This window comes from Priestia sp. 3CA3, from assembly GCF_056836725.1.
In genome coordinates this window covers 92,817-116,985 of record NZ_JBXENJ010000006.1, presented here as the reverse complement: position 1 = coordinate 116,985, position 24,169 = coordinate 92,817, and the positions used below count along the sequence as shown (strand labels likewise).

The 24,169-nt window shown below is 38.6% G+C and carries 24 protein-coding genes; 21 read left to right on the top strand and 3 right to left on the bottom strand.

Going from position 1 to position 24,169, the window contains the following annotated elements:
- The first annotated feature begins 87 nt into the window (after window positions 1-87).
- The 9 genes from AC1VNJ_RS17005 (at window position 88) to AC1VNJ_RS16965 (ending at window position 8,940) form a co-directional block, all read left to right on the top strand.
- Entirely contained in the window at window positions 88-2,370 is a 2,283-nt protein-coding gene (locus tag AC1VNJ_RS17005) for an ArnT family glycosyltransferase (protein WP_049164300.1), read from the top strand.
- A 13-nt stretch (window positions 2,371-2,383) separates the two neighbouring features.
- Window positions 2,384-3,349, top strand: coding sequence for a glycosyltransferase family 2 protein (locus AC1VNJ_RS17000; protein WP_028413548.1), 966 nt, complete (start codon window positions 2,384-2,386; stop codon window positions 3,347-3,349).
- Window positions 3,342-3,746: a GtrA family protein gene (locus AC1VNJ_RS16995; protein WP_423145542.1), complete on the top strand. Its 405-nt coding sequence runs from the start codon at window positions 3,342-3,344 to the stop codon at window positions 3,744-3,746. Before AC1VNJ_RS17000 ends, AC1VNJ_RS16995 begins: the two co-directional genes overlap by 8 nt.
- The gene (galU, locus tag AC1VNJ_RS16990; RefSeq protein ID WP_482641105.1) at window positions 3,743-4,630 is read left to right on the top strand and encodes a UTP--glucose-1-phosphate uridylyltransferase GalU; all 888 of its coding nucleotides are present in this window, start codon (window positions 3,743-3,745) and stop codon (window positions 4,628-4,630) included. The genes AC1VNJ_RS16995 and galU overlap by 4 nt, the downstream gene beginning before the upstream one ends.
- Before the next feature lie 144 nt (window positions 4,631-4,774).
- The gene (locus AC1VNJ_RS16985; protein ID WP_013056822.1) at window positions 4,775-5,449 is read left to right on the top strand and encodes a response regulator transcription factor; all 675 of its coding nucleotides are present in this window, start codon (window positions 4,775-4,777) and stop codon (window positions 5,447-5,449) included.
- 1 nt (window position 5,450) lies between these two features.
- Entirely contained in the window at window positions 5,451-6,830 is a 1,380-nt protein-coding gene (locus AC1VNJ_RS16980; RefSeq protein ID WP_482641104.1) for a sensor histidine kinase, read from the top strand.
- A 372-nt stretch (window positions 6,831-7,202) separates the two neighbouring features.
- A complete protein-coding gene (locus AC1VNJ_RS16975; RefSeq protein WP_013056824.1) occupies window positions 7,203-7,367 on the top strand; it encodes a YezD family protein in 165 nt (54 codons plus the stop codon).
- 292 nt (window positions 7,368-7,659) lie between these two features.
- Window positions 7,660-7,812, top strand: a complete 153-nt coding sequence (locus tag AC1VNJ_RS16970; protein WP_482641103.1) for a Fur-regulated basic protein FbpA — start codon at window positions 7,660-7,662, stop codon at window positions 7,810-7,812.
- 132 nt (window positions 7,813-7,944) lie between these two features.
- The gene (locus AC1VNJ_RS16965) at window positions 7,945-8,940 is read left to right on the top strand and encodes a beta-ketoacyl-ACP synthase 3 (RefSeq protein ID WP_482641102.1); all 996 of its coding nucleotides are present in this window, start codon (window positions 7,945-7,947) and stop codon (window positions 8,938-8,940) included.
- Between the two features lie 150 nt (window positions 8,941-9,090).
- On the opposite strand, the gene AC1VNJ_RS16960 is transcribed toward AC1VNJ_RS16965, so the two are convergent.
- Window positions 9,091-9,930, bottom strand: a complete 840-nt coding sequence (locus AC1VNJ_RS16960; RefSeq protein ID WP_028413534.1) for a YitT family protein — start codon at window positions 9,928-9,930, stop codon at window positions 9,091-9,093.
- A 248-nt stretch (window positions 9,931-10,178) separates the two neighbouring features.
- On the opposite strand from AC1VNJ_RS16960, the gene AC1VNJ_RS16955 reads away from it, so the two are divergent.
- The 9 genes from AC1VNJ_RS16955 (at window position 10,179) to AC1VNJ_RS16915 (ending at window position 19,287) form a co-directional block, all read left to right on the top strand.
- Entirely contained in the window at window positions 10,179-10,532 is a 354-nt protein-coding gene (locus tag AC1VNJ_RS16955; protein WP_033578844.1) for a YolD-like family protein, read from the top strand.
- Window positions 10,533-10,653: 121 nt separating this feature from the next.
- Window positions 10,654-10,794, top strand: coding sequence for a hypothetical protein (locus AC1VNJ_RS16950; protein WP_013056833.1), 141 nt, complete (start codon window positions 10,654-10,656; stop codon window positions 10,792-10,794).
- A gap of 382 nt (window positions 10,795-11,176) precedes the next feature.
- Window positions 11,177-11,929, top strand: coding sequence for a DeoR/GlpR family DNA-binding transcription regulator (locus AC1VNJ_RS16945; RefSeq protein ID WP_243494581.1), 753 nt, complete (start codon window positions 11,177-11,179; stop codon window positions 11,927-11,929).
- A complete protein-coding gene (pfkB, locus tag AC1VNJ_RS16940) occupies window positions 11,926-12,840 on the top strand; it encodes a 1-phosphofructokinase (protein WP_028413531.1) in 915 nt (304 codons plus the stop codon). The genes AC1VNJ_RS16945 and pfkB overlap by 4 nt, the downstream gene beginning before the upstream one ends.
- Window positions 12,841-12,852: 12 nt before the next feature.
- On the top strand, window positions 12,853-14,724 hold the full coding sequence (locus AC1VNJ_RS16935; protein WP_482641101.1) for a PTS fructose transporter subunit IIABC: 1,872 nt from the start codon (window positions 12,853-12,855) through the stop codon (window positions 14,722-14,724).
- Window positions 14,725-14,919: 195 nt separating this feature from the next.
- On the top strand, window positions 14,920-16,302 hold the full coding sequence (locus tag AC1VNJ_RS16930) for an aspartate kinase (RefSeq protein WP_028413529.1): 1,383 nt from the start codon (window positions 14,920-14,922) through the stop codon (window positions 16,300-16,302).
- A gap of 116 nt (window positions 16,303-16,418) precedes the next feature.
- Entirely contained in the window at window positions 16,419-16,904 is a 486-nt protein-coding gene (locus AC1VNJ_RS16925) for a YusW family protein (protein ID WP_028413528.1), read from the top strand.
- Between the two features lie 188 nt (window positions 16,905-17,092).
- The gene (locus AC1VNJ_RS16920; RefSeq protein WP_028413527.1) at window positions 17,093-17,683 is read left to right on the top strand and encodes a superoxide dismutase family protein; all 591 of its coding nucleotides are present in this window, start codon (window positions 17,093-17,095) and stop codon (window positions 17,681-17,683) included.
- A gap of 116 nt (window positions 17,684-17,799) precedes the next feature.
- Entirely contained in the window at window positions 17,800-19,287 is a 1,488-nt protein-coding gene (locus AC1VNJ_RS16915; protein WP_328174262.1) for an FAD-dependent oxidoreductase, read from the top strand.
- 74 nt (window positions 19,288-19,361) lie between these two features.
- Here AC1VNJ_RS16915 and AC1VNJ_RS16910 read toward each other — a convergent pair whose 3' ends face one another.
- Window positions 19,362-20,594, bottom strand: coding sequence for a helix-turn-helix domain-containing protein (locus tag AC1VNJ_RS16910; RefSeq protein WP_028413525.1), 1,233 nt, complete (start codon window positions 20,592-20,594; stop codon window positions 19,362-19,364).
- A gap of 308 nt (window positions 20,595-20,902) precedes the next feature.
- Here AC1VNJ_RS16910 and AC1VNJ_RS16905 point away from each other — a divergent pair, with 308 nt between their 5' ends.
- Genes AC1VNJ_RS16905 through AC1VNJ_RS16895 form a run of 3 tightly spaced genes read left to right on the top strand, consistent with a single transcriptional unit; the run spans window position 20,903 to window position 23,411 of the window.
- Window positions 20,903-21,682 (top strand): SDR family NAD(P)-dependent oxidoreductase, encoded by a 780-nt coding sequence (locus tag AC1VNJ_RS16905; RefSeq protein WP_482641100.1) that lies wholly within the window; start codon window positions 20,903-20,905, stop codon window positions 21,680-21,682.
- A gap of 12 nt (window positions 21,683-21,694) precedes the next feature.
- On the top strand, window positions 21,695-21,997 hold the full coding sequence (locus tag AC1VNJ_RS16900) for an ArsR/SmtB family transcription factor (RefSeq protein ID WP_033578848.1): 303 nt from the start codon (window positions 21,695-21,697) through the stop codon (window positions 21,995-21,997).
- 13 nt (window positions 21,998-22,010) lie between these two features.
- Complete coding sequence (locus AC1VNJ_RS16895) at window positions 22,011-23,411, top strand: aldehyde dehydrogenase (protein ID WP_048021156.1); 1,401 nt, start codon at window positions 22,011-22,013, stop codon at window positions 23,409-23,411.
- Window positions 23,412-23,438: 27 nt separating this feature from the next.
- Here AC1VNJ_RS16895 and tenA read toward each other — a convergent pair whose 3' ends face one another.
- Window positions 23,439-24,128: a thiaminase II gene (gene tenA, locus AC1VNJ_RS16890; RefSeq protein WP_028413521.1), complete on the bottom strand. Its 690-nt coding sequence runs from the start codon at window positions 24,126-24,128 to the stop codon at window positions 23,439-23,441.
- Window positions 24,129-24,169 lie beyond the last annotated feature (41 nt).

Here is a 24,169-nt window from a genome sequence, read left to right as displayed (position 1 = left end):
TTTAAAAAATAAAAACATTATTTTCACTGTTCATAATCAGTTCACATAAGCTTGTTAGACTAAAGTCAGAAATTACGAAGGAGTGAAATGAAACACATGAACAGTGAAGTGAAAGAAGAACGGACTTCAAACAAAAAAAGAATAGACTTATTTTTAGTTCCAATTGTTTTAATTGCAGCGTTTTTGAACTTATTTAAAATTTGGACAGATGAATACGCCAACGCTTATTACACGGCAGCTGTCAAAAGTATGCTTCAAAGTTTTCATAATTTCTTTTACGCATCTTTTGATCCAGGAGGCTATGTAACCATTGATAAGCCGCCGGTTGTGTTTTGGATTCAGACAATTAGCGCCAAAATATTTGGATTTCACGGGTGGAGCGTCATTTTACCGCAAGCATTAGCAGGCATCGGTTCAGTTCTTTTACTATACGTACTCGTGAAACGTACGTTTGGCGTATGGGCTGGGAGGTTTGCTGCTCTTGCGATGGCTCTGACGCCAATTGTGCCCGCGGTAAGCCGAACAAATAATATTGATAGTATGCTTGTGTTTACATTATTAGTAGCAACGTGGATGTTGTTTCGTGCTGTGCGTACAGCTAAATTTGGCTGGGTGTTAGCGGCTTTTGCGATGATTGGTGTTGCATTTAACATGAAAATGCTTCAAGCATACATGGTTTTACCAGCATTCTATGTTTTCTATGTAGTGGCAACCAAAATTACGTGGAAAAAGAAAATTGCTTTTTTAACAACAGCAACTGCACTGATGCTTGCTGTTTCTGTCTCATGGGCAGTCGTAGTAGATTCAACTTCGGCTGATAAGCGTCCTTATATGGGAAGCAGTCAAACAAATTCAGTTCTAGAGCTTGCTTTTGGATATAACGGTATCAATCGTTTAACTGGAAATACAAGCGTGACGGGAAGCAGTCATAAACAGCCTGCTCAAGCTCAGCAGCAAACAGCAAGCAGTGAAACAAAACAAACGAGTAATTCAAATGCTGAGTCTTCACAAAGCTCAAATCAAAGCAAGAGCAGCTCTTCTCAAAAGATGCAGGCTCCAGATGGAGGAAATCAAAACGGAATGTTCAACACGGGGAACCCTGGTCCATTCCGACTGTTCCAAAAAGGGTTATCAGATCAAATCAGCTGGTTATTACCATTTGTAATCTTTTCAATCGTGGGTCTATTTGCTGGAGTGAAATTTAAAGGGCCTTACACGGCAAAACAAAAAGAAAGTTTATTTTGGTTAGCTTGGCTGCTGCCGGTAGCTGTTTTCTTTAGTATCGCAGGATTTTTCCATCAGTATTATTTAATTATGCTGGCACCTCCAATCGCAGCATTTGCAGGAGCGGGAGCAGTAGCTTTATGGAGTATGTACAAACAGCATAATGGCTGGAAATCATGGCTGCTGCCGAGTGGTATTTTAACAACAGCAGCGCTTCAAGTATATATCATGTCTCCTTATGTCAGCTCAATCGGCGTAGCGCCAATTGCAGGTGTAGGGGCACTGGGCGTCATTCTAGCTCTTGTTTTAGCTATTCGTAAAGAGCGTAAAAATTCTGTAACGAATTATTTAGGAGTAGCAGCAATGGTTGTCTTGCTTGCAATGCCGGCGTACTGGGCGATGACACCAATTATTTATGGTGGAAATAGCATGCTTCCAGCAGCAGGTCCTGATTCTTCAAGCGGTATGGGAGGACCTCCAAGCACAGCTACAAATAGCAAACAGTCTGGCTTTAACGGCATGCAGCCTCCAGGAAGCTCTGGCAGCAATTCATCTTCAAACAATCAAATGCAGCCGCCAAGCGGTTCATCGAACGGCGGTCAAATGCAAATGCCGGGCGGTTCGTCCAATAATGGTCAAATGCAGCCGCCAAGCGGATCGTCAAACAGCGTTCAAATGCCAGGAGGCTCGTCCAAAAATAATGGTCAAATGCAAATGCCAAGTAGCTCTTCAAGCAAATTATCATCTTCAAAACGAAAAAGTGGAGGGATGAACGCAGAAGTAAACACAAAGCTACTAAACTATTTAACAAAAAATAATACAGGCGAAAAATATTTATTTGCCACAACGGATTCAACTTCAGCTGCGCCTTACATTATCAAAACGGGCAAGCCAGTCATGGCAATGGGAGGATTTAGCGGTTCAGATCCAATTCTAACGGTGAGTAAATTAAAATCTATGATTAAAAAAGGTGAAGTGAAATATTTCTACCTGTCTGGAATGGGTAAGGGAGGCCAATCTGACGTTATCACGTGGATTAAAGAAAATAGTAAGGAGATCCCTTCTTCCAAATGGCAGTCTACTTCATCAAGTTCTCAGCAAGGACCATCCGGAAACGGAACATTATACGAAATAACGCTTAAATAAGGAGGACATGAACATGAGTTCAATTATTAAATATTCTATTGTTGTTCCTGTCTACAACGAAGAAGAAGTGATTCATGAAACCTATCGCCGTCTAACAGAAGTGATGCGTTCAACGAAAGAAGCTTACGAGCTTCTTTTCGTGAACGACGGCAGTAGAGACCGAACGGCAGAAATTATTAAAGAGTACAGTGAGCAAGACCCAGCGGTTGTTTTATTAGATTTTGCCCGTAACTTTGGTCATCAAATTGCTATTACAGCTGGTATGGATTATGCACGAGGAGAGGCGGTCGTTGTGATTGATGCTGATTTGCAAGACCCGCCCGAATTAATTTTAGAGATGATTGAAAAATGGAAGCAAGGATTTGACGTTGTATACGCTAAGCGTACAAAGCGAAAAGGAGAAACATATTTTAAAAAGCAAACAGCGGCTATGTTTTATCGTTTCTTACGTGCGATGACCGATATTGATATTCCGCTCGATACAGGGGATTTTCGTTTGCTAGATCGTAAAGTGTGCAATCAAATGAATAGCATTCAAGAAAAAAATCGCTTTGTTCGCGGATTAGTAAGCTGGGTTGGCTTTAAGCAAATAGCAGTAGAATATGAGCGAGACGAGCGTTTGGCCGGGGAGTCAAAATATCCTTTGAAAAAGATGCTGAAGCTTTCAATGGATGGCATTACGTCTTTCTCCTATAAACCGCTGAAGCTAGCTAGCTATGCTGGTGTAACGCTATCAGGTGTTGGTTTTATTTATCTTTTAGTGGTGCTGTATTTGAAGTTATTTACAGACAGCACCATCACAGGGTGGTCGTCATTAATTGTCATTCAGCTATTCTTTAGCGGCATCATTTTAATCATTCTTGGTATGATCGGAGAATATATTGGACGCATCTACGATGAAACAAAAAATCGTCCGCTTTATATCGTCCGTGAAAAATATCAGTTTGAAACACGCAAGGAAGTATCTCTTCGTGACTAACAAATGGCTACCTTTGATTAAATTTGCGATAGTAGGAGTTGTGAATACACTGATTGATTTTGTAGTATACGCACTTTTAACAACAATCGGTGTTAACTACATACTAGCGCAGTGGATTTCATACAGCGCGGGGATTTTAAACAGTTATGTCATGAATCGTAAGTGGACGTTTAAGAAAAAAGAAAAAAGCAGTAAGCGTGAAGTGATTTCATTCGTGGTCGTGAATTTAATCACTTTATCCCTAACATCTTTTCTGTTGACTGTTCTATATAGTAAATGGGGTATACCACTGCTAATCAGTAAACTTTTAATTACAATCGTAAGTGTCGGTATCAATTTTATTGGCACCAAATTATTTGTATTTACTACCAAAAAAGAAAGAGGGATTCATATATGACGATAAAAAAAGCAGTTATTCCAGTAGGCGGTTTAGGAACTCGATTTTTGCCAGCGACAAAAGCACAGCCGAAAGAAATGCTGCCAATTGTTGATAAGCCTGCTGTACAATATATTGTAGAAGAAGCTGTGAAATCAGGTATTGAAAGTATTATTTTTATTACAGGCCGAAATAAAAAATCAATTGAAGACCATTTTGATAAATCAATTGAATTAGAGCAAATGCTTGAAGAAAAGCACAAGTACGAAATGTTAAAAGAAGTACAAACGATTTCATCAATGGCCAGCATTCACTATATTCGTCAAAAAGAGCCGTTAGGACTTGGTCATGCTATTCTTTGCGCCGAGCAGTTTATTGGAGATGAGCCGTTTGCCGTTCTTCTTGGAGACGATATTATGACTTCTGAAGAACCTGCCCTTAAACAGATGATCCAAGCGTATGAAACGACTAATCAATCAGTTATCGGAGTTCAAAAAGTGGATGTTGAAGAGGTATCGAAATACGGCATCATTCAGCCAAAAAATAAATCCGGCAGCCTTCATGAAGTGAATGACTTGGTTGAAAAACCATCGATAGAACAAGCTCCGTCAACTATTGCCGTTATGGGCCGCTACATTTTAAACCCTTCTATTTTTTCTTATCTAAAAACGATTGAAAGAGGGGTAGGAAATGAATTACAATTAACAGATGCACTGCGTGTAGTATGTGAAAAAGAGAGGCTGTTTGCTCTTGAACTTGAAGGGCAGCGCTTTGACATTGGAGATAAGGTAGGCTATATGAAAGCAATGGTAGAAGTGGGGTTAAAGCGTAAAGATTTACGTCAAACGTTTTTATCGTATTTGGAAGGAATTGTAGAAAAAGAACGAGCAAACAACTTCAGCTAATAAGAGTTAATCAGTTTGTTCATATTCAGTTCATATTTGAAGTATAAAATCATTATATGATCTTATGTGGCTCTCTGTTTTGTATAAACAGAGAGCTTACTGTGCGTAAAAGCTGGACAAACTTAGGAATAGGGAGAGACATGTATGATTCAAATATTAGTTGCAGATGATGATCAACACATTCGAGAGCTGATATCATTATATTTAGAAAATCAAGGATTTAAAATTATAAAAGCAGCAGATGGTGAAGAAGCGTGGGCGAAAATGGAAGAGTTTCGAATTGATCTAGCGGTCGTTGATATCATGATGCCATTTAAAGACGGATGGGAACTAACAAAGGAAATTAAGGAGTATTTTGATATACCGGTTTTGATGGTAACAGCTAGAGGCGAATCGCATGATAAACTAAAAGGATTTGATATCGGAACAGACGACTATGTCGTGAAGCCTTTTGATCCTCAGGAAATGGTTGCTCGTGTAAAGGCCCTTTTACGCAGGTACCGAGTAGAAGCTAACAATGTAATTTATATGGGGAATATAAAATTGGACCGTACCAAATTAGAGATGAGTGCAGGAGAAACAAGCGAACAGCTACCGTTAAAAGAGTTTGAATTACTGTTCACATTAGTTAGTTCTCCAGGAAAGATTTTTACTCGTGATCAGCTTATTCAATTAATTTGGGGATATGATTATGAAGGTGATGAGCGCACGGTAGACGTTCACATAAAACGTCTGCGAGAGAGGCTTAATCATATGAAAAACGTCGGTATGGAAATCAAAACAATTCGTGGACTAGGCTATAGAGCAGAAGGGTGTTAACGTGAAATCAATTTATGTAAAGCTGGTTCTGTCGTTCATCATTACAATTTTATTGAGCGTTGTGATTACCGTTGTCGTCACGACATTTCTTAGCAAGCAGAAGCTCGAAATGCGATTAGGTCAGGATATGGTGAAGATGGGAGAAGATTTTATCGATTTGTACGGAGCAGAAGACTCCGATAAAGCTGCAAGGTTTTTATCTAATTCATCATTCATTCATTTTTCGTTTGTTATTATTGATGATCAGTATAAAGAGAAAGTATTAGGACAGCCGGGACCTCCTATTCCAATTACACCGAAAGAAGTAGATCAAGTATTAGATGGGAAGCGTTATTCTAATTTAAACGAGGAAAAAGGTGATCGTCCACAGCCAAACGTAGTGGGTCTTCCTTTTAAAGAAAATGGACGGTCGTATGCTCTATTTATTCAGTCTCATCCACAGCGGCAATTTTCAGTTATTCAAGATGTTCAAAATATCCAGCTTATTACGATTTTATTAGTAGGTATTGTATTGTTTGCATATGTTTCAACGATTATTATTAAACCGATTAAGCGTCTCAGTACAGCGATGAAAGTTGTCGGACAAGGCGAATACAATGTGCAAGTCGAGCACGCAGCGAATGATGAAATTGGTCTGTTAACTAAAAACTTTAATCAAATGACTAAAGAATTAAACAAAATAGAAACGATGAGGCAAGAGTTTATTGCTAGCGTTTCGCATGAAATTCAATCACCGCTGACCTCTATTCGCGGTTTTTCAGCGGCACTTAAAGATGATATCGTCAGTGAAGATAAAAAGATACAATATTTAACGATTATCGAAAAAGAAAGTACAAGACTATCTCAGCTTAGTTCCAATTTGCTAAAGCTTGCTTCTCTTGACTCTGAACATCAAACGCTAATGCTGCAGCAATACCGGTTAGATGAACAAATCAGGCATGTGGTCATGGCTTTAGAACCTCAGTGGATAAAAAAGAATATAGAAATTGACCTTGATTTATCCAATGTTCAAATAGAAGCAGATAAAGATTTGTTAGAGCAAGTTTGGCTAAATTTAGTAACAAATGCTGTTAAATATACGCCTGAAAATGGATTTGTGAAAATATCCATTCATCAAAAAAACGAAGAAATAGACGTGAAAATAAAGGATAATGGAATTGGTATTATCGAAGAAGATCAAAAATATATTTTTGAAAGCTTTTATAAAGTAGATAAATCCAGAACGTTAAAAGGAAGCGGGCTCGGTCTAGCTATTACAAAAAAAATTGTGCGACTGCATGAGGGCGCAATACGTGTTGAAAGCAAAAAAGAACAAGGAAGCATCTTTACGGTAACTTTGCCTATCCAAAAAAATAGGAATAAAAAAGACTCGTCTGTGTAAGCTCATGCAGATGAGTCTTTTTTATTAGGTCAAAGATATAAAAAAAATTAATAATATCTATTTATTTTTTTAATCCCTACTTGACATATAGGTAAAGTGTAAATAATATAGATAGTATAAATCTTTTGAAAAAATTGGGATGCTAAAGAAGCTGATCGGTCAACCGAAGGCTCATACTTGTTCGCTACTGGTGTGGGCCTTTTCTGTACATTGGTTGTGGTCATTAAAATCTCAATCTTCAACTGAACATATGGGGAGGATTACGATGTATTTATCTTCTGCACATTATACAAGTACTTATAGATGTTGTTCGCTTTGTTTATTCAACTGCAACTAAAATATAAATTTATCTATGAATAGGAGAATGATAAAATGGCTTCAATTACACAAGAAAAATTAGATTATATTGTTAAATTACTAACTGAAATCAACTATGGATCTGTACTAATTACTCTTCACGACGGACAAATTACTCAAGTGGACAGCACGGAAAAAAACCGCTTTTTAGCTAAAAGCAAAGTAGCAAGCCACAAATAAGCCTATTTCAATACGTATTTAGAGAAACTGAAGGGCCTGTCTAGATAGCGAACGCTTGACGGCGGGGCAAGCAAGTACTGTATTAAATATAGAAAACGTGCGCATTCGAAGAAGAATTGACTTTCTTTTCGTTAGAAGATTTAGAATTTTTAGAATCAGAATTGAGTTATAAGTTTTAAAATTATGAAGATCTGACAGTTTCATTCCTGTGCTGATCGGATTACCGAAGGCTTCTGACCTGTGTTAGGAGTCTTTTTTTTATTCTTAAATTAATATAATAGGAGGAGAAAAGATGGAAAATTTATTACGAGCAGCGGTGCGCCAAAGAAAACAATACCTCATTGAAGAGTTACTGAAAAAAGGGATTTATAAAAAAGAAAATCATCATCTTTTTGAACTCACACTCTCTGACTTAGAAAAAGAGTATCAGGCACGCATTAGATAAGGCATAGAAAAATTTATATCCAATAAAAAAGCGTGAAGGGTATACCTTTGCGCTTTTTATCTATTAATAAATTAGTACCAGATATTAAAAGTAGGTGTTATAATTAAGTATCAACTGATTTGAGGTGGAGAAATGATGCAATCAAAAGCTAGAATCACAGGAATGGGGATATATACACCAAAGCAAAAATTAACGAACGACCATTTAAAAGAAATGGTTGATACAAGTGACGAATGGATTGTACAGCGCACGGGAATGAAAGAACGACGAATTGCTGGTGAAGGCGAATACACGTCTACGCTTGCCATTCGAGCAGTTGAAAATTTGCTCAACCGATATGCTGTAGAAATAGAAGATGTAGATGCAATTATTGTTTCGACAACAACGCCGGATCACTTTTTTCCTAGCGTAGCATGTCAGGTTCAAGATTACTTTCATATTAATCAAGCTGCTGCATTTGATTTAAGTGCCGCATGCGCCGGTTTTACATATGGACTTCACATGGCGAACGGCTTAGTGACGTCGGGATTGCATAAAAAAATTTTAGTTATTGGTGCGGAAGTCATGTCAAAAATTACAGATTATACGGACCGGGCAACATGTGTACTGTTTGGTGATGGAGCGGGAGCGATGCTTGTAGAGTACGACGAGCATAACCCAAGTTTCTTAGGATGTCATTATGGAACGGATGGGAGCGGAGGTATAAATTTATACCGTTCCAATTTATCTGACACTCTTTTAGGAAAAGAAATTAACTCCAGTGGAAATTTAGTTCAAAATGGGCGTGAAGTATACCGCTTTGCTGTCCGAACGATTCCAAAAGGAGTAGAAGCATTGTTAAAGGGTACTTCCATTTCTCTTTCTGATGTAAATTGGTTTATTCCGCACAGTGCAAACCTTCGGATGATTGAAGCTATTTGTGCTAAAACAGGTGTTTCAATGGATAAAACGTTAACGAGTGTGCAATACTGCGGAAATACATCTTCAGCTTCTATTCCGCTTGCTTTAAACGAAGGAATAATGACAGGAAAAGTACAGGATAATGACCTCCTTATTCTCTATGGGTTTGGGGGAGGATTAACGCACTGCGGCTTGTTAATTAAATGGACGTGTAAAGAAAAAAGCTAAAAGGCATCGCCTTTTAGCTTTTTAGGCTTTCATTGAAGCGCTTTTTTATTATCGTTACAAGAAAGTTTTTTCTTTTTATAACAGCAGGTTTACTGTATTTTCAGCGCAAACATATATAATAGAAAAAACCCGCTTTTTTACAGCGGGTTTTTAGCTGGCTTTTGGAATAGTAAAACCTACTCCAAAGACGTCTCGCACATCGTGGACAACCACAAAAGCCTGTTCATCGACTTTATGAATAATGCGCTTTAACTCTAATAGTTCTTGTTTGTTCACAACTACGTACAATACGTCTTTTGCTTCTTTTGTATAGCTTCCATGAGCAGAAAAGACAGTGACGCCTCGCTGCATCTTTTTGTTAACTTGTTCGGCTACTTCAGCTGAACGGTGTGAAATAATAGTGATTGCTTTGCGGGGGTTAAGTCCTTCAATAATATAATCAAGCACCTTTGTTCCGATATAAAGAGAAATAACCGTGTACATCGTCTTTTCTCCACCGATGACAAAATAGGCGCTTGCTACAACTAATAAATCAATTGCTAGCATCGTTTTGCTAATATTCCAGTCTAGATATTGATTAGCTAAGCGGGCGATAACTGCCGAGCCTCCGGAAGTTCCGCCACCTCTAAACACAAGCCCGAGTCCTACACCGGCTAAAATACCAGCAAAAATAGCCCCCAGTAGCGTATCGTCAAGAGGATTTCCCAGTCCTTCAGTTATATGTAGGAATAGAGATGTGAAAATAATACATATAATTGTGTAAGCAATCACACGTTTGTGAAGCAATTTGTATCCGATCAGTACCAGCAAACCGTTTAATATAAAGTTTGTGATACCAGGAGACCAGCCTAGTACATAATAGGTAATCATTGTTACACCGGTTACGCCGCCTTCTGCTAATTCATTTGGAATAGCAAAATAATTAATGGCCAGTGCGAAAATGAGGCTTCCTAGAATAATGAGGATAATTTCTTTTATTTTATTGATCATGAACGTTACCTCCAATCATCAAAAACTCCGAAAACACAGTCATGACAATGTATTATACCAACTCTAGAGGCTGAATTAAAGATGGGATATTATTATTTTTCAAAAAATCAATTTCTGCTATCAACATAAAATCTTTTGACAGTTTTTATGGAGTATGAAAAAATGAATTGTTTGCTTTTATTTTGATTAAAAAGTTTTGCAATGAGAATGTTCGTTCGGTAAAATAGAAGCAAGAGTCAAGGGGGAGAATGAACGTGTATCAAGATGAATTAAAACAGTATGCGAAGTTAGTAATGCCTGAGCATTTAGAGAAAATGAAGAAAATGTACAGTCCCGAGGCGCATAAGCAGTCTTTAGGGTTGAAAAAAGAAAAGATTGAGCATATTGAAAATGTCATTATGAACAGTTACTCGGAGCATCATCCAGTAACCCTTCACGTCTATGAAGCAGGACATATTCAAAGATATGAACGAGTGACAATCGATAAAGTTTCTCTGCAGTCGAATACGCTGATGGTGACAGGGCCTTGTTATACATATTCGATTCGAGCGGATGCAGTAATTGAAGCAGATGTATGGAAAGATGAAAGCTACTCTAGCTAAGAGTAGCTTTTTTGTTGAATTTGTATCTTTTTTTTAACGCTTGCATACAATACATAAAAGCATATTCTGCGAGTAGTCACTTTTAGCTACTAGGAAATTTTGATTAAAGAAGGGATATTGTATGCAAAATGAAAAAACTCAAGTAAGAGAAATTGAATTAACGCAGTTCATTAAGAAAAGACTCGTTCGTTTTATCTCAAGTTTGGCTATTTCTTCTGCCCTTGCTTCTATATTATATATGCTTCTGTTTTTATTTAAATGATGGGTCACTTTGAGTTGTCCAAAAAGGTGGACAACTTTTTTGATGTATAGGCTCTCATTAAAACAGGACAAGCTAAACATAATTCAGTCAAGAGAAATTAAATCGGTCAAGAAATAGTCAAAAACAGTCATAGCTAATTAGTTGTAAGAAAACCTTTACATATAATGAGAAAAGTAGACAAATTCTTGAATTACCAGCTTATTTCCTTTTGTATAAACTAGTATCAAAACAAATGCAAATCTAATTGTTCGTTCAAAAAACTTTATTTTGTAATTAAAAAAATGAATGTTTTTGATTTTTTATGATTGATTTTGAATGTAAACCGTGATAAAGTAAGTACATGAAATAAATGAAAACGCTTTTTTGAAAAAGGAGCTAGAACATGTTAACGCCGGAGAGACATCAACTAATCTTAAAACTTTTAAAAGAGAAAGAACTTGTAAAAGTGCAAGAGTTTATCGAAGTTACAGGCGCTTCGGAATCCACAATTAGAAGAGACTTAAGTCAACTAGAAGAAGAGCAAATGCTCAAACGTGTTCACGGTGGCGCTTCGCTTATTCGCAGTAAACGAATCGAACTGAGCGTTATCGAAAAATCTGCTAAAAATATTCAAGATAAACGAAACATTGCAGAGTATGCGGCTTCCATTATAAATGAAGGTGACTGTATTTTTTTAGATGCAGGAACTACAACGTATGAAATGATTCCTTTTTTGAAGCAAAAAGATGTAGTTGTCGTGACAAATGGTTTAATGCATTTAAACCCGATGCTAGAACAAGGTATCACCCTCTATTTGATTGGAGGATCTGTTAAACATAAAACGGGCGCTTTAATTGGCAATGGAGCTCTTTTAAGTCTTGAGCAGTATCGTTTTGATAAGTGCTTTATGGGAGCGAATGGGATTCATCATCAATATGGATATACAACTCCTGATCCAGAAGAAGCATTGATCAAGCAAACGGCAATCAAGCTTTCTAGAGAATCTTATATTTTATCAGATTCTACTAAGTTTTTTGAAACAAGTTTTGCGAAAATAGCCGATTTACATGAAGCAAAAATTATAACAAATGACGTACCTAGTGATGTACTTATACAGTATGCAAACAAAACAGACATAAAGGTTGTGAAATCATGATTTATACATGTACGTTGAACCCATCCGTTGATTACGTAGTACATGTTTCAGCATTCGAAGAAGGCGGACTTAACCGCACAACGAATGAAGCCAAGTTTCCAGGAGGGAAAGGCATTAACGTCTCTCGCGTTTTAAAGCGATTAGATGTTGATAATAAAGCTCTCGGTTTTGTAGCCGGCTTTACAGGAACCTATATCGAAGACTACTTAAAAGCGGAGAATATTGAAACAGCTTTTACAAGAGTTGATGGAGATACCCGCATTAACGTAAAGTTAAAAACGGAAAAAGAAACAGAAATTAACGGTCAAGGGCCTGCTATTACAGACGAAGCGCTTCAGTCTTTATTGACTCAAGTAAAGCAAATGACTGAAGGCGATATCTTCGTATTAGCAGGAAGTATACCGAAAACGCTTCCAAGTTCTGTGTATGAAACGTTAACGGAACTAGCAGCAGCGAACGGAGTAAAAGTAGTAGTAGATGCAAGTGGAAAAACCTTGCTAGACGTCGTGTCTCACAAGCCGTTTTTTATCAAACCAAATCATCATGAACTTGCAGAATTGTTTGATGTAGAAGTAAACAGTGCAGAAGATGCGCTAGTATACGGTAAAAAGCTTGTGGAACAAGGAGCGCAAAACGTCGTTGTATCCATGGCAGGCGATGGAGCACTTCTTATTAACGAAAGCGGTGTCTACAGTGCCACAGTCCCTAAAGGAACAGTGAAAAATTCTGTTGGAGCTGGCGATTCACTTGTAGCTGGATTTATTGCTTCTTATGTAAAGCAAGGGGATTTATTAGAAGCCTTTCAAACAGGAGTTGCTTCAGGAAGTGCCACAGCATTCTCACTTGAATTATGTACAGCAGAAGATGTAAAGACGCTTCGTGAACAAGTGTCAATCACAAAGGTAGAGTAGGGGGAACCGAGAATGAGAATTACAGAACTATTAAAAAAAGATACAATCATTCTTGATTTAAAAAGCACGTCAAAAGCTGATGTTATTGATGAGTTAGTTGGAAAATTAGACGAAGCTGGTCGCTTAAGCGACCGAGCTGGCTATAAAGAAGCAATTTTAAATCGTGAATCTCAAAGTACAACGGGAATTGGGGAAGGCATTGCCATTCCGCATGCAAAAACAAGCTCGGTAAAAACACCGGCCATTGCATTTGGACGCACAACAGAAGGTATTGATTATGAATCATTAGACGGACAGCCTGCACATTTATTCTTCATGATTGCAGCGAGTGAAGGCGCGAATAATGCTCACTTAGAAACATTATCTCGTTTGTCTACGTTATTAATGGACGAATCGTTCCGAAAAACGTTGCTAACAGCATCATCAATTGATGAAGTCATTAAAGCAATTGATGATAAAGAAACTGAAAATGAAGCGCCGGAAGAAGAAGTGGATACAGCTTCAGATCAATTAGTGCTTGCTGTAACGGCTTGTCCAACGGGAATTGCCCACACGTATATGGCAGCGGATAGCCTAAAAGCAAAAGCGAAAGACATGAACGTGACGCTCAAAGTTGAAACGAATGGTTCCAGCGGTGTTAAAAACGCGTTGACGAAGGAAGAAATTGAAAACGCTACCGCTATTATTGTTGCAGCGGACAAGCAAGTAGAAATGGAACGTTTTGCAGGTAAAAAAGTTATTCAAGTTCCAGTAGCTGAAGGAATTCGTAAGCCCGAAGAATTAATTAACCGCGCGTTAAAAGGAGACGCTCCTGTATACAGCGGCGGCGGTGGCAGCAAAGAAGGCGGAGAAAGTAAAGGATCAGAGCGTACAGGGTTTTACAAACACCTAATGAGCGGTGTATCAGCAATGCTTCCGTTTGTTGTAGGGGGCGGGATCTTAATCGCCATTTCATTTATGTTTGGTATTCACTCAGCAGAACCGAAAGATCCAACGTACAATGCGTTTGCAGCGGCGCTAAAAACAATTGGCGGAGATAATGCATTCTTTTTACTAGTACCGGTACTAGCAGGGTTCATTGCAATGAGTATTGCTGATCGTCCTGGTTTAGCTCCTGGTATGGTTGCAGGTCTTTTAGCAGCTTCTGGCGGAGGCGGTTTCTTAGGTGGTTTAATCGCTGGTTTCTTAGCGGGTTATGTAGTAGTGGGATTAAAGAAATTGTTCAGCGTCCTGCCGCAAGCTCTTGATGGAATTAAGCCAGTTCTTCTTTATCCGCTATTTGGGATTTTTATCTCAGGATTGATTATGCTTTATGTTGTAAATGAGCCAGTTAGTGCAATTAACAAAGGGTTAACGCACTGGTTAAGTGGATTTGGCACGGGTAACTTAGTATTATTAGGTATTATCTTAGGCGGTATGATGGCTATTGATATGGGTGGTCCTATTAATAAGGCAGCCTTTACATTTGGTATCGCAATGATTGATGCTGGAAACTATGCTCCACACGCAGCGATTATGGCAGGCGGTATGGTTCCGCCACTAGGTATGGCTATTGCGACAACTTTGTTCAAAAACAAATTTACTCGCCAAGAGCGTGAAACAGGTAAAACGTGTTATGTAATGGGTCTTTCATTTATCACAGAAGGTGCGATTCCATTCGCAGCAGCTGACCCAGGCCGTGTTATTCCCGCATCGGTTATCGGTGCTGCAGTAGCAGGTGCTTTAACAATGATGTTCCACATCGGTTTACCAGCACCACACGGCGGTGTATTCGTTATCGGAATTGTACAAGGAAATCCTCTTTTATATGCACTAGCAATTTTAATTGGTGCCATTGTGACAGCGGTCCTTGTAGGTGTATTAAAAAAACCAAAAGCAGAATAACAAATAAAGACTGATTTTACATCATGTAAAATCAGTCTTTTTGTGTTTTTGTGGTAGACATTTGTTCTTTATGAGAGTACAATTACGGTAGTATTCCTTTAATTTTTAGAAAAGTTAGATAGATAAGCTTTTCTACTTGATAAAATATGGTACAATAATCGAATATTAAAAACAAAGTAAGGAAGTGTCTCAAACATGAAGGTTGCGAAGTTTGGCGGGAGTTCAGTTGCAAGCGCAGAGAAATTTAAACAGGTTGCGCATATTGTAACGTCTGATAAAGAGAGAAAGCTGGTAGTTGTATCAGCTCCGGGCAAGCGATACGGAGAAGATACAAAAATGACAGATTTGTTAATCGCACTTTCTGCCAAAATACAGCTTGGAGAAGATTACGTCGATGAGTTTGGGCAAGTAATCGATCGCTATCGTGAAATCGTGGTTGACTTGTCTATGCCAGAAACGATTATTACTGATATTATTGCGAATTTACAATCACTTATTGATTTACATAAAAACGATCCGTTTCGCTTATTAGATTGTCTCAAAGCAAGTGGAGAAGATAATAACGCAAAGGTAATGGCTGCTTATTTAAACCATTTAGGGTTTGAAGCTCATTATGTAAATCCAAAAGAAGCAGGTATTTTTGTTTCTGATGAACCAGGAAGAGCAAGAGTGCTTCCACTGTCTTATGAAAAACTGCCGCAGCTAAGAGAGCGTTCGGGCATTTTGGTGATTCCAGGATTTTTTGGCTACTCTGAAGAAGGGAACATGGTTACGTTCTCGCGCGGTGGGTCAGATATTACAGGTTCAATTGTAGCAGCAGGAGTAAAAGCTGACTTGTATGAAAACTTTACTGACGTAGATGCTATTTACAGCGTAGATCCAAGACTTGTGGAAAAGCCTCATGAAATGAAAGAAGTCACATACAGAGAAATGCGTGAACTATCCTATGCAGGTTTTTCTGTCTTCCATGATGAAGCGCTAGAGCCGGTTTATAAACTAGGCATTCCTGTATGTGTTAAGAATACAAATAATCCTGAAGCAAAAGGTACATTCATTGTAGCTGAGCGTCCTCACGGCGATACGCCAGTAGTTGGAATCGCTGGTGACAAAGGTTTTTGCAATATTCATGTGAGCAAATACTTATTAAACCGTGAAATTGGTTTTGGCAGAAGATTGCTTGAAATTTTAGAAGATGAAGGTATTTCATACGAACATACTCCTTCAGGAATTGATAATATCTCTGTCATCATGCGCGAGCATCAGCTTACGCCAGATGTGGAAAAACGCGTATTTGCTCGAATTGAAAAAGAACTTGAAGTAGATGAAATCTTTATTGAACGTGATCTTGCTATGGTTATGGTAGTAGGAGAGGGAATGAATAGCACAGTAGGAATTGCTGCGAAAGCTACAGAAGCTTTTGCTCGTGCTGAAGTGAATCTTGAAATGATTAACCAAGGTTCTTCTGAGGTAAGCATGATGTTTGGTGTGAAAGCAGACGCTTTAGACCGTGCTGTTCAAGCTCTTTATAATACGTATTTTAACAGCATGTACAGTATTTCTTATTCTAATGTAAAATAAACAAGACGAAAAACCCCGCTTTCTTTTTAGAGAGCGGGGTTTTCTAGTGAAGGCGTATATAAATTGAATTTGTGGACATAAAGGGAAAGAAGAGTGAAGTCGAAGGAGGAAATACAGTGAAGAAAAGACCCTTTTTCATATTCTTTTCCCTTATAGGTATGAGCGTACTTTCAGCATGTCACAATGATGATGCAGCACCCGCGAGAGAAGCTCAAAATAAACAAGGCGTGACAAATGGCGGAACGCCGATGAGCTATGATAATCAAAGTGAAAACACATCTTTTAACTTTTCAAAATTTGATTTAGAAGTAGACTACAAGGGACTTAATAATGATTATGAAGCTGACTATGAAAATGAAAACGATGAGATAGAAGCCAAAGTGGATGATAATATTAACGATGAGCACTTGAACGGAGACAAAGCGTTTAATAAATTATCTTCAACATTTAAAAAGTTAAATTTTGATCAGCGCACCCCCGATGAAGATGTAAAAAAGGAAGTAATCGATGCGTTTGGCCTAAAAAAAGATTTTCAGTCGTTTGAATTAGAAGTTCGTTTTTCAAACGGAACGGAAAAAGAATACAACTTTAAACAAAAGTAAGACGTTAAAACAAAGTATTTTAGTTGAAGGAAAATCCGAACGATGAATTGAGGTTCTTTATTAAGAATCCAACTCGTTCGGATTTTTTCTTTGGTAAGGTGAACGTATGTCTCAATCTTATTTTTGATGTCTAAAAAAAGGAAAATAGTGAAAGGATGGTGATAAATAAGCAAAAGGAGGAATCACGGATGCAAAAGTTGATAATGAACGGATGCGTAGTCTTTGTTCTGTTATTGTTAGGAGCATGCAGCATGGTAAAAGAGCAAAATAACGCTCATGAAAACCACCTGAAAACCGAGGAAGCGAAAGAAACGAGCGAGGTATCGGTAGGACCTGTTAAAGTAGATTTAACGAATACGTCAGGCAAAAAAGTAGGAGAGGCTACGCTGACAGAAGCAAAGAACGGTGTGCAAATTAAATTAACTGCTCAAGGTCTTTCACCCGGGAGACATGGATTTCATATTCATGAAATAGGAAAATGTGAGGTGCCGGATTTCAAAACAGCAGGGGCCCATTTTAATCCTTTTAAACGTGAACACGGCTTTAAAAATACAAAAGGCCCGCATGCGGGTGACTTGCCCAACTTAGAAGTTGCGCCAAATGGAAAAGTAGATACCGAAATTTTTGCTTCTCTTGTGACGTTGCAAGAAGGAAAGCCGAATTCTCTTATAGATATGGATGGGTCGGCATTAGTGATACATGATAAAGTAGACGATTACACAACAGATCCTTCAGGAAACTCAGGAGATCGAATTGTTTGTGGAGTGATTACGAAATAAGCCAAAAAGCTGTGAGATCATTCACAGCTTTTTTATTGCCGTAACGAGCCGCTTCTAAATTGCGGTGAGCTTCTTTTTTTTGCACAATAGAAGAAAGAGTTAAAGAAGGTGAAAACATGCATAAGCAAGTTGTTGTAATAGGTGGAGGAATAGGTGGGTTAACAGCGGGAGCGCTTTTAGCTAAACATGGCTATGAAGTGACGGTTTTAGAAGCTTCTCGAGAGTGGGGAGGCTGTGCCGGGAAATTCCAGCGCCATCTCTATACATTTCCTGTCGGAGCGACGCTTGGAATGGGATTTGAGCGCGGAGGGATCCATGAGCGAATCAGCACATACCTGGGCCTAGAAATTGAAAATATTTCTCTTGAGAAAATCATGAAAGTTCATCTTCCACATCGTACACTAATTTATTATCAAGACCGGTATCAGCATATTTCGTATCTTCAAAAACAATTTCCTCATAAAGCGAAGAATATTAGGAGCTTCTATGAAAGTATTTTTAGAGTTGCAAAAGAAATTCGCAAGCTCATGCGGCCGCTGCCGGTTCTTCCTCCTCTCACAATCGGTGAGTGGAGTAGGCTGGTAAGTTCGTTAAATCTTGGGTCTGTGAAGTTATTACCTTATTTTCATCGATCGTTTAGTCATTTACTAAAAAAACACAGGTTGCTAGACGAAACGGACTTTATTCATTTTATTGATGGTCAATTAATAGACAGCATGCAGACAACGAGTGAGAACTGTTCAATGCTTATCGGATGTCTAGCGTTGGATATTTATCACGAAGGAGCTTTCTATGTGAACGGTGGCTTATACAAAGTCGCAGAAGCCCTGCAAAAATCTATTAAAGCCAACGGAGGAAAAACGACTCTAGGAAGGAAAGTAGTAAAGATAGAGCGTGATAACGACGAGTGGATCGTGCATGATCATAGAGGTAACCGCTACCGCGCTTCAGACGTTGTATGCAACGCGCCAATTCAAAGCTTAAAGTCTTTACTGCATGATGAAGATTACCAACATATCCATAAGAGGGCCAAAGAAAAAAGCGAGCTTCCGCAGTGGGGAACGTTTTCGATGTATGTTGCGATTGATGAAAGAGATCTTCCGCAGAAGGTAGAGTTGTTTCAGCAAGTGCTTCAATCCGAACAAGGCGAGATGACGGAAGGAAATCATTTATTTATCTCCGTGTCTCATCCTGACGATCGTTTTCGTGCGCCGGAAGGCAAACGTACAATTACAGCATCTACTCACATTGAGCTTAGCAAGTGGAGTAACAAGGAAACCTATGATGTTCAAAAACAAGTTCTTGAGAAAAAAATGATAGCAGGAATTAAAACCATCATTCCTAACATTGAAGAAGCAGAGCATCAAATTTCAGGAGCTCCTAAAGCATGGGAAAGGTTCACTTCTCGCCCAAACGGCGGAGTGGGTGGCTTTCCGCAAACGTTAGATCATGCTTTGTTCAACAGCATTTCGCATCGATCTGGCTTACAAGGGCTGTGGTTATGCGGAGATACAGTGTTTCCGGGAGCGGGAACTATAGGCGTATCGGTAAGCGGCTATCATGCTTTTCAAAGTATAACGTCTCATCAGCATAGGTTACCTTAACGTTTCGTCCGGACAAACTACTAGTGCTTATACCATCAAAAAACACCGGCCCTATTATCATAGGGCCGGTGTTTTCAGGAGAGAAACAGCTTCCACCACTTCCGTTTTCGCTTCATATCAGCAGCGGCGGTTTGTCTAAAGGTTTGGACAAAATCACTAAACATTTCTTCGCGTTCAGCTACGCTTTGACGATGAAGCTTACGCTCTTTCTCCATTTCTTTCAAATAATAGACTCGTTCTTCATTCATCGAATCAATTAAATCACGAAGCTCTTCTGTCGTATTAGTTGAAGAATTATTTAATTTTTCAACCATAAATTTTACTTGATTCATTGCAACGGTAGAATTGCTTGAGAATCGGTCTAATAAATACTGCATTTCTTTAGAGGATTCATCCGCATTCTCCATGACATCTTTCATGAACAGGCGCATATCCTCTGTTTTTTCTTCCGCAATTGTTGAATAATCTTCAATCAAAGAAGTGACTTCATCAAACGATTTTTCGTTAGAACGGATAATTTTTTTAGACATATTTTCTACATCTCTTGCGCTGCGTTCTGAAGACTCAGAGATATATGCCCCGACCGACTCCACCATTTCTACAGTTTGAGTAGCACTTTTTTCAAGCTCTTTTTTTACTTCTCCGACAATTTCTTCCCGAACTTCATTTCGCATTCCTTCTCGCATTTCTTTTAACAAATCAGCTTTAAACGTATCAAGTACTTCAAACACATCTTCATAGCGGCGAACAGCTTCTACTAGTTCCCCTTGAAGCAGCTCTTTTTCATTCACGACAAGGTCGTTTGGTTTTGGTTCTTCAATAGAAGCAGAAATAGCCTGCTTTTCTTCTTCAGTAGCTAATCGTGCTTCAGGTATAGGAGGGGTCTTCTCTTGCTTATTCTCTGAAATGCTTTCCTGCTTTTCAGCAGCTTTTTTCTTTTCTTGCTTCATTTGTTTATTGGAGTGTTCTTGAAAATCAATGACGTTTTCTTTTTTAGCAGTTTTCAACTTTGCTGGTTCTTCTTCTTTTGAAACCGCTGCCTCTGATTCCATCACTAAATGCTCCTGCTCTTCTTGTTCCTTTATTAGCAGCTGAACGTATTCTTTGACTTCATCTAACGTACATTGTTCATCAAACAGCTGTTTAATATCATTAAATAATTCAATTTGTTCCTCTGTATAGACACGGGCCCCATCTACTCGTTCAATTGTTAAATAGCTGCCCAATAATTTTTCCCATTGTTTTAACGTTTTCTTTTCTACCTCTAATTGATCACTTACTTTTTTAATTGTATACGTCTCCATCATTTTTCATTTCCTCCCTTATCTATTTTCATCCAACTATGTAATGGATTATTTGTTGTATGTTGTATTCACCATATCTTCACTTGTTTTCCTGCTAGGTGACAAAGGTTGTCAAAACTAGACGACATTAGCCTTCTATGTAAAGAAAACGCATATTTTGTAAAAAAATGTACAGAAATGCGCAAATGGCAAAAATGGAAAACATAAAAGAAAAGGAGAGTATAGAAAACAGTTGACGGGAAAAAATGAATCCTATAAGATAAGTTTAAATGTTTAAGTTCTTGAACATATAAACATAAGGAGTGAACACTATGTCACAGCATTATGCGCTCATCACCGGTGCGTCCGGAGGAATAGGTAAAGAGTTAGCTTATCAATTCGCAAAGGATGGCCATTCTTTAATTTTAGTTGCCAGAAGTGCTGATAAACTAACAGCGATTAGAGAGAATTTAAAATCTACTTATAATATTGACGTGATAACGGTTGTAAAGGATTTATCAAGAGAAGAAGAGATACAGTCACTGTATGAAGAACTTAAAAATAAAGAAATGCACGTTGATTATTTAGTGAACAATGCAGGTTTTGGACTATACGGTAAATTTATTGAAACAGCTTTAGATGAAGAGTTAAACATGATTGACTTAAATATCCGAGCATTAACTCATTTAACAAAATTATTTTTACCCGATATGGTCAAAAGAAATCACGGGGAAATTTTAAACATTGCGTCCGTTGCTGCATTTATGCCGGGTCCGCTTATGACAGTGTATTACGCAACAAAAGCGTACGTATTATCTTTCACAGAGGCCCTTGAAAATGAATTAAGAGGTACCAATGTAACGGTAAGTGCTCTATGCCCGGGTCCAACTAAAACGGGTTTTAGCGACCGGGCTCAGCTGAGCAATTCCAAGCTTTTTCAAAGCGGTGCAATGGATGTAGAAGCAGTTGCTAAAGCGGGCTATAAAAAATTTATGAAAGGGCAGACGGTTATCGTACCAGGAGTACAGTTTCGTCTCGCCACCTTCATCCCGCGCTTTGTACCAAGAAAGTGGCTTTCATCCGTTGTCCGCAGAACACAAGAAATTAAATAAAGGAGAATATTTATGAGTGAAAAAGCAGTGGAGTTATTTCGTGCCAGCATTCCTATTTTTCAGGCTCTAAGTGATTCAGCAAGACAAGATATTATTTTGCTGCTCGCGGAAAAAGAGCCTTTAACCGTTAATGAAATTGCAAACGAGTCTACTTTATCACGACCGGCAATTTCTCATCATTTAAAAATTTTACGTGATCAAAAGCTTGTGCAAATTGAGCAAAAAGGAACGCAGAGATATTATTCATTGGCTTTAAACGAGGCAGTTGAGCTATTAAAAAGCTTGCTTGCTACAGTTGAAGCTGAATGTTTATAGGGAGATGAAAGAGATGAACCACGAGCAATTCTATATCACAGATGAAACGGTCATTGAACATATTGTCTCTACACAAAAGCAGTATTTCTATGCACAAAAGACAAAGAGCATCAGCAGCCGCATTCAAGCGCTGAATAAGCTCAGAGACGCAGTCAAACAAAACGAGCAGAGAATTATGGATGCTTTAAAACAAGACTTGAATAAATCTGAAGTAGAGGCGTACACGTCGGAAATTGGGATTTTACTAGAGGAAATTCGGTTTACGCTTAAGCATTTAGCAAAATGGATGAAGCCTAAAAAAGTAAAAACCGCTTTAACACACGTGGGCTCTAAAGGGAAAATTGTGCCTGAACCGTATGGAGTCGCGTTAATTATTGCTCCGTGGAACTATCCGTTTCAATTAGCGCTGTCTCCTTTAGTAGGAGCGATTGCCGCTGGAAACACGGCGATTATAAAGCCTTCTGAATTAACGCCTAGCGTATCTCGGGTTATACAAGAATTACTAGCTGAGGCTTTTGATCCCGCATTTGTGACGGTGATTGAAGGCGCTGTAGACACGACGAGCATGCTTTTAAAACAGCCCCTCGATTATATTTTCTTTACGGGAAGTGTAAATGTAGGGAAAATTATTATGCAAGAAGCAGGAAAGCAGCTTATTCCCGTCACGCTGGAGCTAGGAGGAAAAAGTCCGTGCATTGTACATGAAGATGCAAACCTAGATCTTGCAGCGAAGCGAATTATGTTTGGCAAAGGAATGAATGCAGGCCAAACGTGCGTTGCTCCCGATTATTTGCTCGTGCATAAAAAGGTAAAAGCGCAGCTAGTGGAGAAACTTCGCGAAGCGATTTATCAATTTTACGGTAGTAATCCGCTTGAAAGTGAGCGCTACGGCCGTATTGTCAGTGAGCGCCATTTTATTCGGCTAGTTGAGTTTTTAAAAGACGGAAACGCTATAGTTGGAGGCGGGTATAATAAAAGTACGCTCACAATAGAACCTACGGTGTTAAGTGAAGTAAGCTGGACATCAGACGTTATGCAAGAAGAAATTTTTGGGCCTATTCTTCCTATGATTGAATACGAAACGCTAGACGAAGTTATTCATAAAGTTCAAGAAAAAGCTAAGCCGTTAGCTCTTTACTTGTTTACGGAAAGTGCAAATGTACAAAATGTCATAACGGAGCGTCTTTCATTTGGAGGAGGCTGTATAAATGATACGCTTATGCATATCGCTACGCCATATTTACCCTTTGGCGGAGTTGGAGAAAGCGGTACGGGCCAATATCATGGAAAAGACAGCTTTCAGACATTTTCTCATTTTAAAAGCATGCTGTCTCAAACAACCAAGTTTGATTTGTCATTCCGCTATCCTTCAGAGAAACAAAACTTGAAAATGATTAAAAAATTATTGAAATAAAAAGCCTCCTGATAGGAGGCTTTTTCGTTATTTTGAAAGTGAAAGCTGAGAAAGCGGCCATTTTTCTTGTGTATACGCCATTTCCCAAAATAAATACTCCAGCTCACAGCTTTTGATAAAGTGATCTTTCATACGATTACGTTCTTCTTCAGTCGCTTGTTCGGCGAGTTCATCAAGCTTGTTACAAAACCATTGTGTTGTGCCATTCATTTCTTCATTATTATAAAACTGAATCCATTCATAAAAAGGATGAGAAGGAGATGGATTTACTTGTTCTGTAATGCGCTGGCCAATTTCAACGTACGTCCACGGACATGGAAGAAGCACAGCAATGATTTCCGCTAAGCTGCCTGTATGCGCAACGCTTGTCATATGGTTAATATAGTGGCTGGCCGTTGGTGAAAGAGCCTCAGTGTGGAGGTCTTCATAGCGTACGCCTGCTACTTCACAAAAATTATTATGAGGGTGTACTTCACTATGTAATACCGTAGAAATGCCGGCATTAAAGGCTTCCATTTCGGTACGCGTGCGGCATTTTGTTAAAGCAGCGCCGTAAATGCGGACAAATGCTGTTAAGTATTCGTAGTCTTGAGAAACGTAGTGAATAAGCGCTTCTTTTGGCACGTCTCCTTCAGCAATTCCTTTAATAAAAGGGTGGTTAAAAATGGCTTCGTAAATATAGTTTGCTTCTTGTCTTAATTGAGATGAAAATGACATCAAAATCCTCCTTTAATATGAGGAAGTCACAAACAAGCACA

Excerpts from the sequence above, each read along its gene's own strand:
- AC1VNJ_RS17005 (WP_049164300.1), top strand. The coding sequence starts at position 88 with ATGAAACACATGAACAGTGAAGTGAAAGAAGAACGGACTTCAAACAAA.
- AC1VNJ_RS17000 (WP_028413548.1), top strand. The coding sequence starts at position 2,384 with ATGAGTTCAATTATTAAATATTCTATTGTTGTTCCTGTCTACAACGAA.
- galU (WP_482641105.1), top strand. The coding sequence starts at position 3,743 with ATGACGATAAAAAAAGCAGTTATTCCAGTAGGCGGTTTAGGAACTCGA.
- AC1VNJ_RS16985 (WP_013056822.1), top strand. The coding sequence starts at position 4,775 with ATGATTCAAATATTAGTTGCAGATGATGATCAACACATTCGAGAGCTG.
- AC1VNJ_RS16975 (WP_013056824.1), top strand. The coding sequence starts at position 7,203 with ATGGCTTCAATTACACAAGAAAAATTAGATTATATTGTTAAATTACTA.
- AC1VNJ_RS16970 (WP_482641103.1), top strand. The coding sequence starts at position 7,660 with ATGGAAAATTTATTACGAGCAGCGGTGCGCCAAAGAAAACAATACCTC.
- AC1VNJ_RS16965 (WP_482641102.1), top strand. The coding sequence starts at position 7,945 with ATGATGCAATCAAAAGCTAGAATCACAGGAATGGGGATATATACACCA.
- AC1VNJ_RS16960 (WP_028413534.1), bottom strand. The coding sequence starts at position 9,930 with ATGATCAATAAAATAAAAGAAATTATCCTCATTATTCTAGGAAGCCTC.
- AC1VNJ_RS16955 (WP_033578844.1), top strand. The coding sequence starts at position 10,179 with ATGAACGTGTATCAAGATGAATTAAAACAGTATGCGAAGTTAGTAATG.
- AC1VNJ_RS16950 (WP_013056833.1), top strand. The coding sequence starts at position 10,654 with ATGCAAAATGAAAAAACTCAAGTAAGAGAAATTGAATTAACGCAGTTC.
- AC1VNJ_RS16945 (WP_243494581.1), top strand. The coding sequence starts at position 11,177 with ATGTTAACGCCGGAGAGACATCAACTAATCTTAAAACTTTTAAAAGAG.
- pfkB (WP_028413531.1), top strand. The coding sequence starts at position 11,926 with ATGATTTATACATGTACGTTGAACCCATCCGTTGATTACGTAGTACAT.
- AC1VNJ_RS16935 (WP_482641101.1), top strand. The coding sequence starts at position 12,853 with ATGAGAATTACAGAACTATTAAAAAAAGATACAATCATTCTTGATTTA.
- AC1VNJ_RS16930 (WP_028413529.1), top strand. The coding sequence starts at position 14,920 with ATGAAGGTTGCGAAGTTTGGCGGGAGTTCAGTTGCAAGCGCAGAGAAA.
- AC1VNJ_RS16920 (WP_028413527.1), top strand. The coding sequence starts at position 17,093 with ATGCAAAAGTTGATAATGAACGGATGCGTAGTCTTTGTTCTGTTATTG.
- AC1VNJ_RS16915 (WP_328174262.1), top strand. The coding sequence starts at position 17,800 with ATGCATAAGCAAGTTGTTGTAATAGGTGGAGGAATAGGTGGGTTAACA.
- AC1VNJ_RS16910 (WP_028413525.1), bottom strand. The coding sequence starts at position 20,594 with ATGATGGAGACGTATACAATTAAAAAAGTAAGTGATCAATTAGAGGTA.
- AC1VNJ_RS16905 (WP_482641100.1), top strand. The coding sequence starts at position 20,903 with ATGTCACAGCATTATGCGCTCATCACCGGTGCGTCCGGAGGAATAGGT.
- AC1VNJ_RS16900 (WP_033578848.1), top strand. The coding sequence starts at position 21,695 with ATGAGTGAAAAAGCAGTGGAGTTATTTCGTGCCAGCATTCCTATTTTT.
- AC1VNJ_RS16895 (WP_048021156.1), top strand. The coding sequence starts at position 22,011 with ATGAACCACGAGCAATTCTATATCACAGATGAAACGGTCATTGAACAT.
- tenA (WP_028413521.1), bottom strand. The coding sequence starts at position 24,128 with ATGTCATTTTCATCTCAATTAAGACAAGAAGCAAACTATATTTACGAA.